This window comes from Mesorhizobium sp. M2A.F.Ca.ET.046.03.2.1 (assembly GCF_003952425.1).
Lineage (GTDB): Bacteria > Pseudomonadota > Alphaproteobacteria > Rhizobiales > Rhizobiaceae > Mesorhizobium.
Map to the genome: position 1 here is coordinate 3,346,281 of NZ_CP034449.1, position 17,074 is coordinate 3,363,354.

At 65.6% G+C, this 17,074-nt stretch carries 11 protein-coding genes; 6 read left to right on the forward strand and 5 right to left on the reverse strand.

Features of this window, described 5'->3' with window-relative positions:
* Positions 1–39 precede the first annotated feature (39 nt).
* Positions 40–4,815, forward strand: a complete 4,776-nt coding sequence (locus tag EJ072_RS16145; RefSeq protein WP_126080555.1) for an NAD-glutamate dehydrogenase — start codon at positions 40–42, stop codon at positions 4,813–4,815.
* A 242-nt stretch (positions 4,816–5,057) separates the two neighbouring features.
* Complete coding sequence (locus EJ072_RS16150) at positions 5,058–6,431, forward strand: MFS transporter (RefSeq protein ID WP_126080556.1); 1,374 nt, start codon at positions 5,058–5,060, stop codon at positions 6,429–6,431.
* A 201-nt stretch (positions 6,432–6,632) separates the two neighbouring features.
* On the opposite strand, the gene purH is transcribed toward EJ072_RS16150, so the two are convergent.
* The 4 genes from purH to htpX form a co-directional block, all read right to left on the reverse strand.
* Complete coding sequence (gene purH / locus EJ072_RS16155; protein ID WP_126080557.1) at positions 6,633–8,249, reverse strand: bifunctional phosphoribosylaminoimidazolecarboxamide formyltransferase/IMP cyclohydrolase; 1,617 nt, start codon at positions 8,247–8,249, stop codon at positions 6,633–6,635.
* A 109-nt stretch (positions 8,250–8,358) separates the two neighbouring features.
* Positions 8,359–10,083: a heparinase II/III family protein gene (locus EJ072_RS16160; RefSeq protein WP_126080558.1), complete on the reverse strand. Its 1,725-nt coding sequence runs from the start codon at positions 10,081–10,083 to the stop codon at positions 8,359–8,361.
* Between the two features lie 149 nt (positions 10,084–10,232).
* Positions 10,233–11,612: an RsmB/NOP family class I SAM-dependent RNA methyltransferase gene (locus EJ072_RS16165; protein WP_189343316.1), complete on the reverse strand. Its 1,380-nt coding sequence runs from the start codon at positions 11,610–11,612 to the stop codon at positions 10,233–10,235.
* Positions 11,603–12,631 (reverse strand): zinc metalloprotease HtpX, encoded by a 1,029-nt coding sequence (htpX, locus tag EJ072_RS16170; protein WP_126080560.1) that lies wholly within the window; start codon positions 12,629–12,631, stop codon positions 11,603–11,605. Before htpX ends, EJ072_RS16165 begins: the two co-directional genes overlap by 10 nt.
* A 97-nt stretch (positions 12,632–12,728) precedes the next feature.
* On the opposite strand from htpX, the gene EJ072_RS16175 reads away from it, so the two are divergent.
* Positions 12,729–12,950, forward strand: a complete 222-nt coding sequence (locus EJ072_RS16175) for a DUF1674 domain-containing protein (protein WP_126080561.1) — start codon at positions 12,729–12,731, stop codon at positions 12,948–12,950.
* Between the two features lie 371 nt (positions 12,951–13,321).
* Here the strand turns inward: EJ072_RS16175 and EJ072_RS16180 are convergent, their stop codons facing one another.
* Positions 13,322–13,987: an HAD-IA family hydrolase gene (locus tag EJ072_RS16180; RefSeq protein WP_126080562.1), complete on the reverse strand. Its 666-nt coding sequence runs from the start codon at positions 13,985–13,987 to the stop codon at positions 13,322–13,324.
* Positions 13,988–14,174: 187 nt separating this feature from the next.
* On the opposite strand from EJ072_RS16180, the gene EJ072_RS16185 reads away from it, so the two are divergent.
* The 3 genes from EJ072_RS16185 (at position 14,175) to EJ072_RS37520 (ending at position 16,758) form a co-directional block, all read left to right on the forward strand.
* Positions 14,175–15,044, forward strand: coding sequence for a transglutaminase family protein (locus tag EJ072_RS16185; RefSeq protein ID WP_126080563.1), 870 nt, complete (start codon positions 14,175–14,177; stop codon positions 15,042–15,044).
* A gap of 296 nt (positions 15,045–15,340) precedes the next feature.
* Positions 15,341–16,597 (forward strand): pilus assembly protein, encoded by a 1,257-nt coding sequence (locus tag EJ072_RS16190; protein ID WP_348526010.1) that lies wholly within the window; start codon positions 15,341–15,343, stop codon positions 16,595–16,597.
* Positions 16,594–16,758, forward strand: coding sequence for a hypothetical protein (locus tag EJ072_RS37520; protein WP_348526011.1), 165 nt, complete (start codon positions 16,594–16,596; stop codon positions 16,756–16,758). Before EJ072_RS16190 ends, EJ072_RS37520 begins: the two co-directional genes overlap by 4 nt.
* Positions 16,759–17,074 lie beyond the last annotated feature (316 nt).

A 17,074-nucleotide genomic window follows, 5' to 3' on the forward strand; every position in this document is an offset into this window, starting at 1 on the left:
GATAGCCACAAAAGCATAAGACGGGAGGCAAGAAGCGTCATGGCCAGCGTGAAATCCAAGCCGAAGAAGAAAGCCGCCGCCTTGAAAGCGGAGGAGAAGCCGGCAAGGCTTGCCGATTATCTGCTTGCCCGGGCGCCCGCCGAGGATATCGCGGCCTATGACGCGGCCGACCTGGAACGCGCAGGCGAGCTCGCAGCCCGAGCGGTGGCCAGCCACAGGAAGGGCGAAAGCGTCGTCGCCGTCGATGCCGATTCGGGGGTTGCCTGCGACGGCCGACCGGTCACGGTCATCACCGTCGTAAACGACAACATGCCGTTCCTGTTCGATTCCATCCTTGGCGAGATCACCGAGAGCAGCGGCCAACCGACGCTGGTCACCCATCCGATCGTTACCGTCCGTCACGGCAAGGCCGGCGTCGTAGAGGTTCTGGGCGACGGTGGCAAGGAGGATGACGAGCACGAGCGGCTGAGCGTTGTCCACGTCCATGTTCCGAGGCTGACCGCGGAGGAGGGGAAGAGCCTTACCGAACGGCTGCGCAAGATGCTCTCCCAGGTTCGGGCCGCGGTCGTCGACTGGAAGCGTATGCTCGCCCGCCTCGACCAGGCGATTTCCGAGTTCCGCTATTCCGCGGTGCCGCTCGACAAGAAGAGCGTCGCCGAGGCGATCGCCTTGCTCGAATGGCTGCGCGACGACAATTTCACCTTCCTCGGCATGCGCGAATTCAAATATGTCGGCGGCGAGGAGAGCGGCTCGCTGGAGCGCGCCGACAAGCCCGGCCTCGGCATCCTGTCGGATCCGGATGTGCTGGTGTTGCGGCGCGGCACCGAGGCGGTGACGACGACGCCGGAGATCCGCGCCTTCCTGCATGGACCGGAGCCGCTGATCGTCACCAAGGCCAACGCCAAGTCCCTGGTGCACCGCCGCATCTATCTCGACTATGTCGGCGTCAAGACCTACACGGCGAAAGGCGCGCTGGCGGGCGAATTGCGCATCGTCGGCCTGTTCACCTCGACTGCCTACACGCGCTCGGTGATGAAGATCCCCTATTTGCGCTCGAAGGCCGAAACGATCATCGCCAAGTCCGGCTTCAATCCGAACGACCATTCCGGCAAGGCGCTGATCAACGTGCTGGAGAGCTATCCGCGCGATGAGTTCTTCCAGGTTCCGGTGCCGGTCCTGAGAAAGCATGCCAATGCCATTCTCGGCCTGGTCGAGCGGCCGCGGATCAGAGCGCTGGTGCGCGCCGACCAGTTCGATCGTTTCGTTTCGATCCTCGTTTTCGTGCCGCGCGACCGCTATGACAGCGTCGTGCGCGAGAAGATCGGCGCATATCTCAAGACCGTCTTCGAGGGCCGGCTGTCGGCCTATTACCCGGCCTTTCCTGAAGGCGGGCTGGCGCGCGTGCATTTCATCATCGGCCGCTCCGGCGGCAAGACGCCGAAGATCGAGCAGTCGACGATCGAGGCGGCGATCCGCGACATCGTGCGCACCTGGGAAGACGCGCTCTCCGAGGCGGCGGAAGCGGCCGGCAGCGATCCGGCGCTGAAGGCGATCGCGGCGCGGTTCCCCGAAAGCTACCGCGATAGCTTCTCGGCCGCCGTGGCGCTGGCTGATGCCGGGCGCATCGCCAAAATCAGCGCCGACAATCCGATCGCCATCGACTATTACCGCCATGCCGACCAGAAGCCGAACCAGGCGGCGCTGAAGATCTACCACCATGGCAGCCCGGTGGCGCTGTCGCGGCGCGTGCCGGTGCTGGAGAATATCGGCTTCCGCGTCATCAGCGAGCGCACCTTCGAGGTCGCCGGCGACCCGGCTGCAACGGTCTTCATCCACGACATGGAGCTGGAGAACAGCTACGGCAACCCAATCAACCTCGCCCATGGCGGGGCGCTGTTCGAGGATGCCTTCCTCTCGGTCTGGCGCGGCGACGTCGATAATGACGGCTACAACGGCCTGGCGCAGACCGCCGGCCTGTGGTCGGGCGAGATCACCATCCTGCGCGCCTATGGCCGCTACCTGCAGCAGGCCGGCATTCCGCAGAGCCAGGATTTCATCGCCGCCGCGCTCAACCGCTATCCGGAGATCGCGCGCGGCCTGCATTCGCTGTTCGTCGCCCGGCTTGGGCCGACGGCGGAAGGCGACGGCGCGGTGGCGGCCAAGCACCTCAAGGCCAAGATCAAGGACGCGCTGGAAGAGGTGCCCAATATCGATGACGACACCATCATCCGCCGCTACCTCAACCTCATCGAAGCCTCGCTGCGCACCAATCATTTCGTCGCCGATACGAAAGCGAAGGGGCAGTCGCTGGCAATCAAGCTCGACTCGCAGGCGGTCGAGGGACTGCCGGCGCCGCGGCCATGGCGCGAGATCTTCGTCTACGGCTCCGAGGTCGAGGGCGTGCATCTGCGCTTCGGCCCGGTGGCGCGAGGCGGCCTGCGCTGGTCGGACCGCGCCCAGGACTACCGCACCGAGGTGCTGGGTCTGGTGAAGGCGCAGCAGGTCAAGAACGCGGTCATCGTGCCGGTCGGCGCCAAGGGCGGCTTCTATCCGAAGAAGCTGCCGATGAGCGCCGGGCGCGACGCCATCTTCGAGGCCGGCACCTCGGCCTACAAGAACTTCGTCTCCAGCCTGCTTTCGATCACCGACAATATAGGCGTCGACGGGGTCATCCCGCCGGCCGGCGTGGTGCGGCGCGACCCTGACGATCCCTATTTCGTCGTCGCCGCCGACAAGGGCACGGCGACCTTCTCCGACACCGCCAACGCCATTTCGGAGAAGCACCACTTCTGGCTGGACGATGCCTTCGCCAGCGGCGGCTCGGCCGGCTACGACCACAAGAAGATGGGCATCACCGCCAAGGGCGCCTGGGAAGCGGTGAAGCGGCATTTCCGCGAGATGAACCGCGACATCCGGGCTGAGCCCTTCAGCGTGGTCGGCGTCGGCGACATGTCGGGCGACGTGTTCGGCAACGGCATGCTGTTGTCGCCCGCCATCAGGCTGATCGCCGCCTTCGATCATCGCGACATCTTCATCGATCCCGATCCGGACATGGCGGCCTCCCTGGCCGAGCGCCAGCGCATGTTCGCCCTGCCGCGCTCGTCCTGGCAGGACTACGACAAGTCGAAGCTGTCGGAAGGCGGCGTCATCGTCTCGCGCAACCAGAAATCGATCACGCTGCCGCAGGCGGCCGCCGCCGCGATCGGGCTCGCCAAGACCACGGCGACGCCGGTCGAGATCATGAGCGCCATCCTCAAGGCGCCGGTCGACCTTTTGTGGTTCGGCGGCATCGGCACCTATGTGCGGGCTTCCGGCGAAAGCAATCAGGATGTCGGCGACCGCGCCAACGACGCCATCCGCGTCACCGCGCTCGATGTCCGGGCGAAAGTCATCGGGGAGGGCGCCAATCTCGGCGTCACGCAGCGGGCGCGCATCGAGTTCGGCATGAATGGCGGCCGCTGCAACTCGGACGCCATCGACAATTCGGGCGGCGTCAACTGCTCCGACGTCGAGGTCAACATCAAGATCGCGCTGGCTTCCGCCATGCGCAAGGGCTCGCTGACGCGGCCGGCGCGCAACAAGCTGCTCGCCGAGATGACCGACGAGGTGAGCGCGCTGGTGCTCTTCAACAACTACCAGCAGACGCTGGCGCTGTCGCTCGCGCGCAAGCGGGGCCTGGCCGACATCGCGCATCAGGCCCGCTTCATGACAGCGCTGGAGGCGCGCGGCCTGCTCGACCGCGCCGTCGAGACGCTGCCTTCGCCGGCGGCGCTCGCCGAGCGCGAGGCGCGCGGCGAGCCGCTGACCAGGGCCGAGCTCGGCGTGCTGCTCGCCTATGCCAAGATCGTGCTGTTCTCCGACATCGTCGCCAGCGACGTGCCGGACGAGCCGCATTTCGACCGCGACCTGATGGGCTATTTCCCGGAGCGCATGGCCAAGAAATTCGCCGGCGAAATCCGCGACCACAGGCTGCGGCGCGAGATCATCGCGCGGGTCGTCGCCAACGATCTCGTCAATCGCGGTGGGCCATCCTTCGTCAACCGGCTGCAGGAAGCCACCGGCCGGCCGGCGGCCGATGTCGTGCGCACCTTCGCCGTGGTTCGCGACGGCTTTGCGCTGCCGGCGCTCTATCGCGAGATCGACGCGCTCGACAACCAGATCGACGGTCAGATCCAGCTCGATCTCTACCAGTCCGTCAGCCGGCTCATCTTTGTAACCAGTGGCTGGTACCTGAAGAACGAAGCCGGCTCCGCGCCGCTCGGCCAGCGCATCGTCGAGCTACAGGAGGCCCGCAAGGCGCTCGAGCCGAAGCTCGTCTCGCTGCTGCCGGCCTTCTCGCGCGAGCGCATCGAGGAGCGGCGGCAAGGCCTGTTCAAGGGTGGCGCGCCGGAGAAGCTCGCCGGGCAGCTCGCTTTGGCCGAGGTGGCCGAGCTGATCCCCGACATCGCGCTCACCGCGCGCACCGCCAATGCCGACATCGTCAGCGCGGCCAAGGCCTTCTTCGCCGTCAGCGACGCCTTCCGCATCCCGCGCGTCGAGGAAGCGGCGCGCTCGATCATGCCGCCCGACTACTACGACCAGCTGGCGCTGTCACGCGCGACCGACACGATCGGCGTCGGCCGTCGCGGCATCGCGGTGGCGGCTCTGACGTCGCATGGCGCGGCGGCGGATCCGGTCGCGGCGTGGCTGGAAGCCGGCGGCGAGCGCATCGCCCGCATCCGCGAGCGGCTGCAGGCGCTGACCGAAGGCGGCGACATCACCGTGTCGCGGCTGTCGGTGGCGTCCGGGCTGATGACCGACCTGACGGGGATGTGAAGTTCCTCGCCTCCGCCGAAGGCGGGGGAGAGGTGGCCGCGTAGCGGCCGGAGAGGGGCTTCGCAGGGCGAAGGCCCTTCTCGACTGATCAACCTGCCACAGCCCGCCGCATTCCCCTCTCCGTCTCGGCTTCGCCGAGCCACCTCTCCCCACTTCGTGGGGCGAGGAACTGGCGCTTGTTGCGCCACCGCCGGAAAACATGCAGACATGGCGCCCGGCGCGAGCGGCCCGAGGGAATCAGCATGGCGGCAGTAGAGACAGTGCAGCGGGCATCGGGGCGCGGCATCTGGGGCTGGATGTTCTTCGACTGGGCGGCCCAGCCTTTCTTCACCGTCGTCACCACCTTCATCTTCGGCCCCTATTTCGTCTCGCGCATGGCGAGCGACCCGACCGCCGGGCAGGCTGCCTGGGGTTACGGCATCGCCGCGGCGGGCCTGGGCATCGCGGTGCTGTCGCCGGTGCTCGGCTCGATCGCCGACCAGACCGGGCCTCGCAAGCCCTGGATCGCCTTCTTCGCAACGATCAAGATCGTCAGCCTCAGCCTGCTGTGGTTCGCCGCACCCGGCTCGAACCTGTTCCTGGTCGTGCTGTTGTTTTCGCTGGCCTCGGTTGCGGCCGAATTCTCCACCGTGTTCAACGATTCCATGATGCCGCGACTGGTGCCGAAGGAGGAGATCGGCCGCATTTCCAACGTAGCCTGGGGACTCGGCTATCTCGGCGGCATGGTGGCGCTGATCTTCGTCGTGCTGTTCCTGGCCGGCAATCTCGAAACCGGCAAGACCCTCATCGGCCTCGATCCGCTGTTCGGGCTGGACCCGAAGCTCGGCGAGGATGCGCGCTTCACCGGGCCGATGTCGGCCGGCTGGTATTTCCTGTTCATCCTGCCGATGTTCTTCTTCACGCCCGACGCCACCAAGGGAATCCCGATCGGACCGGCGGTGCGCGAGGGCTTGTCCGAACTGAGGTCCACGCTCGCCGAGGTGCGCCAGCGCAGCGGCATCCTGCGCTTCCTGCTTGCGCGCATGATCTATCAGGACGGCGTCAATGCGCTGCTGGCGCTCGGCGGCACATTCGCGGCCGGCATGTTCCACTGGTCGATCACCGAGATCGGCATGTTCGGCATCATCCTCAACATCGTAGCCATCTTCGGCTGCTGGATCGCGGCGCGGCTCGATACCGCGCTCGGCTCGAAGCATGTCGTGATGATCTCGCTGGTGATGCTGTCGGTCGCCACGATCGGCGTCGTCTCGACCGGCCCGGGCTTCACGCTGCTCGGCCTGATCCCGCTGCCGACAACCGATTCCGGCGGACTGTTCGGCACCGCGGCCGAAAAGGCCTATATCCTGTACGGGCTGCTGATCGGGCTCGCCTTCGGGCCGGTGCAGGCCTCGTCACGATCCTACATGGCGCGCAGCGTCACCGCCGCCGAGTCCGGCCGCTATTTCGGCATCTACGCATTGGCGGGGCGGGCGACCAGCTTCCTGGCGCCCTTCATGATTGCAAGCATCACCACGATGAGCGATTCGCCGCGGCTCGGCATGGCGGCGATCATCCTGTTCCTAGGCATCGGCATGGCGATACTGGCGGGGACGCCCTATCCGGCGGACAAGCGGTAGCGCTGTTTCCTTCTCCCCTTGTGGGAGAAGGTGTCGCCGAAGGCGACGGATGAGGGGTGCTGGAAGGATCGCTGCGCGGAAGAAGTAAGCGCCTGGTATCTTTCAGTTTTCCGACGTCTCACTCCGCTGGAACACCCCTCATCCGTCTCGGCGCCGCGCGCCGATCCACCTTCTCCCACAAGGGGAGAAGGGGAAGATCGCTCAATGCCTGAAATGCCTTACACCGGTGAACACCATGGCGATGCCGTGCTCGTCGGCGGCGGCGATGACGTCGTCGTCGCGCATCGAGCCGCCGGGCTGGATCACCGCCGTGGCGCCGGCCTCGATCGCCGACAAGAGCCCGTCGGCGAAGGGGAAGAAGGCGTCCGAGGCGACGACCGAACCCTTGGTCAGCGGTTCGGCGAGGCCGGCGGCTGCCGCCGCGTCCAGCGCCTTGCGGGCGGCGATGCGCGAGGAATCGACGCGGCTCATCTGGCCGGCGCCGATGCCTACCGTCGCGCCATCCCTGGCATAGACGATGGCGTTGGACTTGACGTGCTTGGCGACGCGGAAGGCGAATTTGAGGTCGGCCAGTTCCGCCGGCGTCGGCGCGCGCTTCGTCACCACTTTCAATTCGAGGTCGTCGACCACGGCATTGTCGCGGCTTTGCACAAGCAATCCGCCGGCGACCGACTTCGCCGTCGTGCCGGCCGCGCGCGGGTCGGGCAGGCCGCCGGTGACCAGCAGGCGCAAATTCTTCTTAGCCGCGACGATCGCGGCGGCTTCATCGGTGGCATCCGGCGCGATGATGACCTCGGTGAAGGTTTTCACGATCTCTTCCGCGGCTTCCGCATCGAGGATGCGGTTCATGGCGACGATGCCGCCGAAGGCCGAGACCGGGTCGCAGGCCAGCGCCTTGGCGTAGGCCGCCTTCAGCGACGAGCCTTCGGCGACGCCACAGGGGTTGGCGTGCTTGATGATGGCGATCGCCGCCGAGCGGGCCGGATCGAACTCGCCGACCAGCTCGAAGGCGGCGTCGGTGTCGTTGATGTTGTTGTAGGAGAGCTGCTTGCCCTGCAACTGCCTGGCGGTGGCGACACCGGGCCGCCTGTCGCCCGAGAGATAGAAGCCCGCATTCTGATGCGGGTTCTCGCCATAGCGCATCACCTGGTCGAGACGGCCGCCGAACGCGCGCCACGTCGGGTGCTCGATCTGGAGCTCCTCTGCGAACCATCCGGAAATCGCCGCGTCATAAGTGGCGGTGCGGGCAAAGGCCTTGGCCGCCAGCTTCTTGCGGAAGTCGAGCGACAGCGAGCCGAGATTCATCTCCAATGCGTTGATCACCGATGCATAATCGGCCGGGTCGGTGACGATGGCGACATAGGCGTGGTTCTTGGCCGAGGCGCGGATCATCGCCGGCCCGCCGATGTCGATGTTCTCGACGATCGAGGCATAGCCGGCGCCGGAGCGGCGGACTTCCTCGAACGGATAGAGGTTCGAGACGACCAGGTCGATCGGCTCGATGTGGTGGTCGCGCATGGCCTTGGCATGATCGGCATCGTCGCGGATGCCGAGCAGCGCGCCGTGCACCGAAGGATGCAAGGTCTTCACCCGGCCGTCCATGATTTCGGGGAAGCCGGTGAGCTCGGAAACGTCGCGCACCGCGAGGCCAGCCTGGGCGATGGTCTTGGCCGTGCCGCCCGTCGAAACCAGTTCGACGCCGGCGGCGGCGAGCGCTTTGGCGAATTCGACCAGGCCGGTCTTGTCGAAGACGGAAAGCAGCGCGCGGCGCACCGGAACGAGATCCGGCGCCGGAATGTTTTTTGTGGGCACGGCCATGGCGGGCGGCCTTTCAGAACTGTTGGAAGGGACGTTGGCCGGCCCTAGCATATGAGCCCCGGAAATCAAGTGAATCCGGGATCAGGCACGCAGCGTTTGCCGAGCAGGCTCAGTTGTTTTCGGGATAGCCGGCGATAGCGGTGCGGGTCAGCTGCCAATGGACCTCGGCAATCTCCGAGGCCTTGAAGGCGAGCACGATCTGCCGGCTGCGGCGCGGGCCGCTCAGGCCGGCGAAATAGATCGATTCCTCGACCTCCGGCACCACTTCGGCGCAGGTGAAGACCCAGCTGTCGCCCTGCGCGGCGGCAAGGGTCAGCCGGCCGTGGTCGTCCTGCAGCAGGCTGATGTCGGGGTGGACATGGAAGCGCACCGTGACGAAGTCGCGGCCGTTGTTGCGGATCGCGGCATTGCCCGGGCGCAGGAACCGGTCGCGCCCGGCAAGCACGTTGCCGTTCGTGCCGAGCTTCAGCTCGCGCTCATGCAGGAAGCCGAATTGCTGGACATAGCCGTCATGGCGGGCGACGAAGCCTTGCATGCCCTTCTGGTCGAGGCGCTTGCAGGGCACATGCTGCGGGCCGCCGATCAGCGGCGAGCCCAAAAGGTCGCTGACCCGCAGCGAATGGCTGAAGCGCGCCGACGAGGTGTCGTTGATCGTGGCGGTCGAATGCGCGGCGGTGGCGCGCGCCAGCGGCCGGAATTCCGGGGCGCCGTACGTATCGATGCCGGCATTGACGATGAAATGCTGGCGCCCGGAGGAGAGCTCGAAGGCGAGACAGCCGGCATGCGCGGCGTTGGAGACGTCGATCGGCGGCGGCAGGCCGGTGTCGGCGATCACCGTCACGCCGCCCATCGAAAGGCGCTCATAGCCGGAATGCGGCGCGTGCAGCAGCGGCGCGCCTACCGTGTCGTCATGGCGCAGGATGGTGGCGATGCGGTCATGGATGGTGGCGCCCATGCCGTTGAAGCGGGCAAGGCTGCCGTCCTGATGGCGGAAGAAGCGCAGCGCCGGCAACATGCGGTCGATGGCGCCGATCAGGGCCGCCGGCGGCGCCTCGGCCTGGTTGGCATAGGTCTGGCGCAGCGGCAGGAGATCGGCGAGCAGCTCCAGCACCGCCATCGGTTTGCGCGAGATGTGGCCGCCATCGGGCAGGATCTGATGCTCCAGCTCCTCGGCCAGGTTGCGCGTCGCCGAACGCAGCGCCGAAGCCGGCGCCGGCAGCGACAGCGCGGCGAAGGCGAGCGCGATGCGGGCGCGCAGCCTGGCCTCGCCGTCCGGCATCTCGCGCGCCACCGAGCGCAGGTAGCGAATCTGCACGGCAAGCGATTTGAGGAAGGCGCGATAGAACGGGAATTCGGCGCCTTGCAGCATCACCGAGGAATGCTGCAGCCAGGCGATCACGCGCTTGGCCGTCGTTCCCGGCTCCCAGGCGATGCCCGAAATCTGGTTGCCGTGCATGGCAATCCAGTCGGTCACCAGGGCTCTCGCATTGGCGGCGGCGAGCTCGGTGCCGGCGGCGCGCATGTGGCGCAGCCAGCGGAAGCCATGCAGCGATTTCTGCCAGCCGCGATTGGGCACGTCGAGCTGAAAGGGCGAGGTGCCGCCGGTCTCGACCAGATGGCCGGACAGCGGGTAGCGGCCGTAATAAATCTCCAGGGCGATTTGCGGATCGGCGAGCCGCAAATCCGGCGGGGCGATCAGGACGCGTTCGGGCGTGCGCCCGGAATAGCGCCAGCGATAGACCGGACCGGCGCGCAAACGCCGGCGCGTCTTGCGCCAGAACTCCTTCGCGACGAGCGTCCATAGACGCGTCGTGTTGCCGGCAACAAGTGCCAATAGCCCTCCAGATGTCCCCATTACCCAAGCGCAAGCTTATGCGATTCAAGAACTTATGCGAAGGCGGATTTCGCCGAAGTGAACCGCTTCACGCCGCTTTGCCGGTACCGATCCCTAAAAAAGTCAGCAAGTTTTTGCGAGATAACGACTCAACCGTCCCGTCTCATCCGGGCCGCGAAGAAGCCGTCCAGACCGGAAATCCCCGGCGATTCAAGCATTAGGTCGGCGGGCGTCGTGCGCAGCGTGCCCGCAGATGTAAGGAACGGATCGACCTCGGCGAACTCGCTTGGGCGGATCGGGTCGTCGATCACCCCGGGGGTTTCGGCAAGGAAGGCGCGGTAAAGCTCCTCGCCTTCGATTGGGTCGAGCGAGCAGTTGGAAAAGACGATGCGGCCGCCGGGCCTGACGAGACCGTCGGCATGGGCAAGGAGGCGGCGCTGAAGAGCGGCGAGCTTCTCGACATCCGCCATGGTCTTGGTCCAGGGCACATCGGGATGGCGACGCACGGTTCCGGTCGAGGAGCAAGGCGCGTCGAGCAGCACGGCGTCGAACAGATCCGCCGGCCGGTAATCCAGGAGGTCGGTCTGGACCAGGTCGGCCGTCAGGCCGAGGCGGTCGAGATTCTGCTTCAGCCGCGCCAGCCGGTTCTTCGAGGTGTCGACAGCGGTAACGCTGGCGCCGGCCAGGATAAGCTGCGCCGTCTTGCCGCCGGGCGCGGCGCAGAGGTCGGCGACGCGTTTGCCGCTTATTTCGCCGAACAGGCGCGCCGGCAGGCTTGCGGCCGTGTCCTGCACCCACCAGGCGCCGTCGGCGAAGCCGGGCAGGTCGATGACATTGGCCGACAGCTTTTCGACACGCACGGTGCCGGTCGGCAGAACGATGCCGCCCAGGCGCTCGGCCCAAAGCGCTGGATCGGCCTTGACGGTGAAATCGACCGGCGCCTCGTGGCGATGCGCGGCAAGGATGGCGTGCGCCTTGTCGGCTCCGTAGGCGGCGGTCAGCCGCTCGGCAAACCATTGCGGCGCCTCGCTGGTGGCGGCAAGCGCCGGGGCAAGCTCGGCGTCCTTGGCGCGGGCCAGCGAACGCAGCACGCCATTGACGAGGCCGGAGAAGCGGGTGGTGCGCGGATCGGATTTGGCGTGGGTGACGGCAAGGTCGACGGCGGCGCTGTCCGGAACGTCGAGGAACAGGATCTGCGCGGCGGCGACATTGAGGATATGCGAGAGTGCCGTGGCATTGGCCGGCAAGGGCTTTTCCAACCGCCTGGACAGCAGCCCGGCAATGGTCATGCGATGGCGCAGCGCGGTCACCAGGATGGCGCGCACCAGCGCGCGGTCGCGGCCGTCCAGCGCCTTGTATTGCGGGTGGCCGTGCTCGTTGTCGGTCAATCCATCGAGCGGCGTGCGGGCATCGATGACGGCGGCCAGCAGTCGCGCCGCCGCCTTGCGCGCGGCAAGGCCGGCTATCTCCTCACCGGCCTTGTGTTGCGCATTGCCTGGCTGTCCGCGCCTCGGCGGCGTCACGACCACGGACCTTTCGACCGGCGCGGTCCGGTCGGGTTGCGGCCCCACGGATTGGGTTTCGGCGGCGGCGGGCCGGCAGGCGGCGCGGGTTCCGTCCGCTTACCCCATGGACCGGCCGACGCCTCCTCGGGCTGGATGGGCCGCGCGGAAGCCTCGCGCCGATTGGCAGGCGACGCACGACCCATCTCGCTTGCCATCTCCTGTAGCGCCGCGATGCGGTTCTCGGTGCTCGGATGGGTCGAGAACAGATTGTCCATGCGCTCGCCATGCAGGGGGTTGATGATGAAAAGATGCGCCATCGCCGGGTTGCGCTCGGCATCCTCATTGGGGATTTGTTCGGCGCCGTGCGCGATCTTGGCGAGCGCCGAGGCCAGCCACAGCGGATTGCCGCAGATCTCGGCGCCGCGCCGGTCGGCCTCGTATTCGCGAGTGCGGCTCACCGCCATCTGCACGATCATGGCGGCGAAGGGCGCCACCAGCATTGCCACCAGCACGCCGACAAAGCCGAACGGGTTGTTGTTGTCGCGGCTGCCGCCGAGGAAGAAGGCGAAGTTGCCTAGCATCGAGATCGCGCCGGCAAGTGTCGCCACGATCGTCATGGTCAGCGTGTCGCGATGCTGCACATGGGCAAGCTCATGCGCCATCACCGCCGCGACCTCCTCGTGCGAGAGGCGCTGGAGCAGGCCGGTGGACGCGGCCACCGCGGCATTCTCGGGATTTCGGCCGGTGGCGAAGGCGTTGGGCTGCGGGTTGTCGATCAGATAGGTCTTCGGCATTGGCAGGCCGGCCTGCTTGGCCAGCGCCTGGACGATCGCGTAATATTCGGGCGCATTCTTCTCGTCGACCTCGATGGCGTGGTTCATCGACAGCACCATCTTGTCGGCGTTCCAGTAGCTGAACAGGTTGGTGCCGGCGGCGATCAAAAGCGCGATGACCATGCCGCCCGAGCCGCCGATCAGATAGCCGACGCCCATGAACAGCGCCGTCATCGCGGCAAGCAGCATGGCGGTGCGAAGCGTGTTCATCGTTTCATCCGTTCGGGGAGATGGGGTCGATCCTTTTGGGGTCATGGCTATATGATGGGAAAGGCCGGGCTCCGTTTCAATCGGCAGGGAATATCGCATGACCGAACTGACCAACAAGACCGAAACCGCGGGCGATGGCGACGGGCCGCGAAAGATGCTGACGCCGGCCGCGAGCCGCGCGCTGGCGGAGGCCGAGGCCAGGCGCAGGGAATATCGCGAGGCCGAGGCAAAATTGCCGAAGGAAATCGGCGGCCGCGGCGGCAAGGAACCCGGCCGCTATGGCGATTGGGAGGTGAAGGGCCTCACCAGCGACTTCTGACAGGAACCGGTTTCCGAGCGGAATCTGCCGAATAGTGGTCACGCAGATTGCATGCGTTGAGGATTGGTGAAAGGTCATCACTTCGTCATCCTATGGCGAAGCAAGGAGCGAAGCGACGCGCGCAGACCATAGGATCCATTCCGTGACGTCGAGGCGTTTCGGCGGTCCAGAATTCTGCTCCGCTGCATTCCTCGGCCAAGGTCACGGAATGGATCCTCGGGTCTGCGCTCCGCTGCGCGTCGCTCCGCCCGTGGATGACGAAGTTCGTAAGCTTCGGCCGATCTCGAAGGTCTGGTTGATTTGGCGAAACGAACGGTGAAAATTTCACCTGCCGACAAGCCTGCAATCCGTCAAAGTCCCTGTACGAGGGACTAGGCCGCAGCCCGTGTCGGCGACAAAACGATGAAACCACTTTCGTCGACCGCAATGCCGATCTCGTCATAGGAACGGATCGTCGGGTGCGGTGTGACGAGCGGGTGGACGTGCGTGGCGCTGATCACCATCACCGAGGCGCCGGAAGCCTCGCCCGCCGCGATGCCTGCCGGCGCATCCTCGAAGACCAGGCAGTCGCGCGCCTCGACTCCAAGATGCTTTGCCGCCAGGAGAAAACAATCCGGCGCCGGCTTGCCATGGGTCACGTCTTCCGCCGTTACCATCATGGCGGGAACTGGGATGCCGGCCGCCTGCATGCGCAGCAGCGCCAGCTCGCGCGGCGCCGAGGTGGCGATGGCCCAGCGCTCCGGCGGCAGCGATTCCAGGAACGAGACGGCGCCGGGGATAGGGACGATGCCTTCGAGGTCGTCCGCCTCGGCCTTGAGCAGCGCATCGGCTTCCGCAACCACATCGACGCCCGGAAGCATCAATCCGCCGATCGTCTCGATCGCCCGCTTGCCATGGATGGTCGGCAGGAAGGTGGCGATGTCCAGCCCGTGACGCTCCGCCCACTTCGTCCACACCCGTTCCGCCGCGGCGATCGAATTGAGCACCGTGCCGTCCATGTCGAACAGGAAGGCGGCGAACTTTGAGCCTGCGAACATCGGATTTCCTGGAGAATCGTTTTCGGGGAGGGCGAAACGTGGTACCCAGTTTAGACCGGCCAGCACTGGCTGAGAAGGCGAGATACCCACCATTTCAATTTCGCACGGGAACAACCTCCGGTTCGTTGCGTTGAAGAGGCTGTCTTCCAAAATCGCCACGGAGCCAAAACCACCAAGGGGGCATGCGATGCTGATCCGGCTCGGCTATGAAATCGCCATCGAATGCGCGGCGGCGACGCCGATCATCTCGCTTCTCGACATCCATCCCGACCGGCATGCCGACATCAAGCGGCAAACGCGGGTCCTGACCTCGCCCTCGGTGCCGACCCGGACTTATCACGACCGCCACGGCAATATCTGCCGTCGCTTCACGGCGCCCGCCGGAAGCTTCCGCATCCTCTATGACGCGGTGATCGAGGACAGCGGCGAGACGGACGAGGTCAACACGCTGGCGCGAGAAACGCCGGTCGCGGAACTGCCCGACGACGTGCTGACCTATCTGCTCGGCAGCCGCTATTGCGAGACCGACCACCTCGGCAGCATCGCCTGGCAGCTTTTCGGCCAGCTCCCGCCCGGCTGGGCGCGCGTTCAGGCGATCGTCGACTATGTCAACAGCCGGCTCTCCTTCGGCTACGGCTACGCTCGCGCCACCCGCACGGCGGCCCAGGCGCATGAGGAGCGTGTCGGGGTCTGCCGCGATTTCGCGCATCTGGCGATCACGCTTTGCCGATGCATGAACATTCCGGCGCGCTACGTGAACGGCTATCTCGGCGATATCGGCGTGCCGGCCGATCCGGCCCCGATGGATTTTTCTGCCTGGATGGAAGTCTTCCTCGACGGCAAATGGTACACGTTCGACCCGCGCCACAACCGGCCGCGCATCGGCCGGGTCGTCATCGCGCGCGGCCGCGACGCCACCGACGTGCCGCTGCTGCACAGTTTCGGTCCGCACCGGCTCTCTCTTTTCAAGGTGTGGACCTACGAGCAGGAAGGCAATCGCTTCAATCCTCCGCATCACGGCGTCGATCGGACGGTGAGCGCGCAGATGTTAGCCTAGGCTCGACAGACCCTGCGCCGTGCCATGTTTCATCGGGGCCGCCGACCCGCTTCGGCACAGCCCGATCGTGCCAAACAGGGATCGGACGCGACAGTCCTCAAGATCATGGTAAGCGCTTCATGAAGCTGGCTTCGCCAGCGCATTCTCGTTAACTTCCTGTTCACCCTCAACTTTGCCGAAAGCAAGCAGAAACAATGCACTAACCGCCTGTTAAGCGTCTTTCGGCGGCTTCTGGCCGAAATCCTGCAACGCCTTTGCCGAGCGGCGCAGCGCCGCAGACAGTGGAGGCGGAAGGCATGCGGCAGTTCAGAGGTGTCGTTCGTGGGGTGGACGGCTTTAGCCGGAATCGCGAAGGCAATTTCGCGGTTCTGTTCGGAGCTGCCGTGTCTGTCCTCGCGCTGGGGGTGGGATTCGCGGTCAACATCTCGCAACTCAACAATGCGAGCTCGAGCTTGCAGGGTGTCGTCGACGCGGCCGTGACCTCGACGGCCCGCGATCTCACCCTCGGCGTCATCACGGAAGCCGACGCCAGCAAAACGGTGCAGGCATTCCTCGACGCCAACGGCACCGCCGGCATCCTGATGCAGGCCGACCAGGTGGTGCTGGACAAGCTTACGGTCGACAGGACAGCCAACACCGTGCAGGCCGATGCGCATGCCGATGTCGGCCTCTTCTTTCCGCTGTTCAGCACCGACAGCATGCGCCGCGTGACCGCTTCGACCACCGCGCTCTACTCGGACAAGACGGTGGAGGTGGCGATGATGCTCGATGTTACCGGTTCGATGGCTCCCGACTGGCGCGCCAAGACCAACAAGATCGGCGACCTGAGGACCGCCGCGTCACAGACGGTCAAGGGTCTCCTGGATCAGAATCGGGACCCCAATGATCCCCGGATTCGGGTGTCGATCATCCCCTATGCCGAAGCCGTCAACACCGGCCGCCTGGCCGACACGGTCTTCGTGGAGACCGAGATGGGGCCGAAAGTGCCGCCGCCGATCGATACCGCGGTGCCGGTTTCTGCCACGGTGTCCGACAATTGCGCAACCGAGCGCAAGGACAAGGACGGCTACGTCGATTACTCGTCGGACGGGCCCTACACGCAACGGCGCGACAATCAGGGCAGGATCTATCTGGCCAAGGTCAACCGCGACTACCGTGTGAAGGTATGCCCCACGGCCACTCTGGTTCCGCTTACTGCCGATGAGGACAAGCTGGTGACGGCGATCGAACATTTTCAGGCCGGGGGCGTGACCGCAGGCGGCATTGCCGCGCAGTGGGGCTATTACATGCTCTCGCCATCCTGGCGTACGGCTATATCGAGCGCTCGCCTAGGCGCCGGCCCCGCCAACTTCGATCGCAACAGGGTGGCCAAGATCGCCATTCTGATGACGGACGGCCAGTTCAACACCGCCTTTGCCGGCGGACGCGGCGCGTCCAGGTCGCAGGATCAAGGTCAGAAGTCGCGCGCCAATGCCGAAAACATCTGCGATAACATGAAGCGCGACGGCATCGAGATATTCACCATCGCTTCGATCTCAACGATCTGGCGATGACCGCAACCGAACGCGATCAGGCCAAGTCCGTGTTGAAGGACTGCGCGACCGACGACACCTCGTCGCTCAAGCATTATTACGAGGCCGCCAACGGCGCCGAATTGTCCCATGCCTTCGGCGAAATCAGCCGCAATATCGAGAAGCTCACAATCAGCCGCTGACCTGCAGCGCCGACCCCAAAGCGCGTCGCGATCTTTCAGATTCGCTCCATGCGCTTTTACGTTTTTGACTTTACGCATTTCTCCCAAAACCGGTTCCCACCTTCGGGAGACACGCCTCATACGGAAAAGGCCGCCGCTTCTTGACGAAGCAGGCGGCCTTCCGTGTTTCCGTCCATGACGCGGCTCCTGGCGGCAACCCCTTCGGGTTACCTGCCGCGCGTCTCGCGCCTTAACGGGAAGACTGCTTCCCGGAAGTGCAATCCGCAGAGCTCACGTTATGGAAAACGAAATCACTCGACATCGGATCACCTCCTTT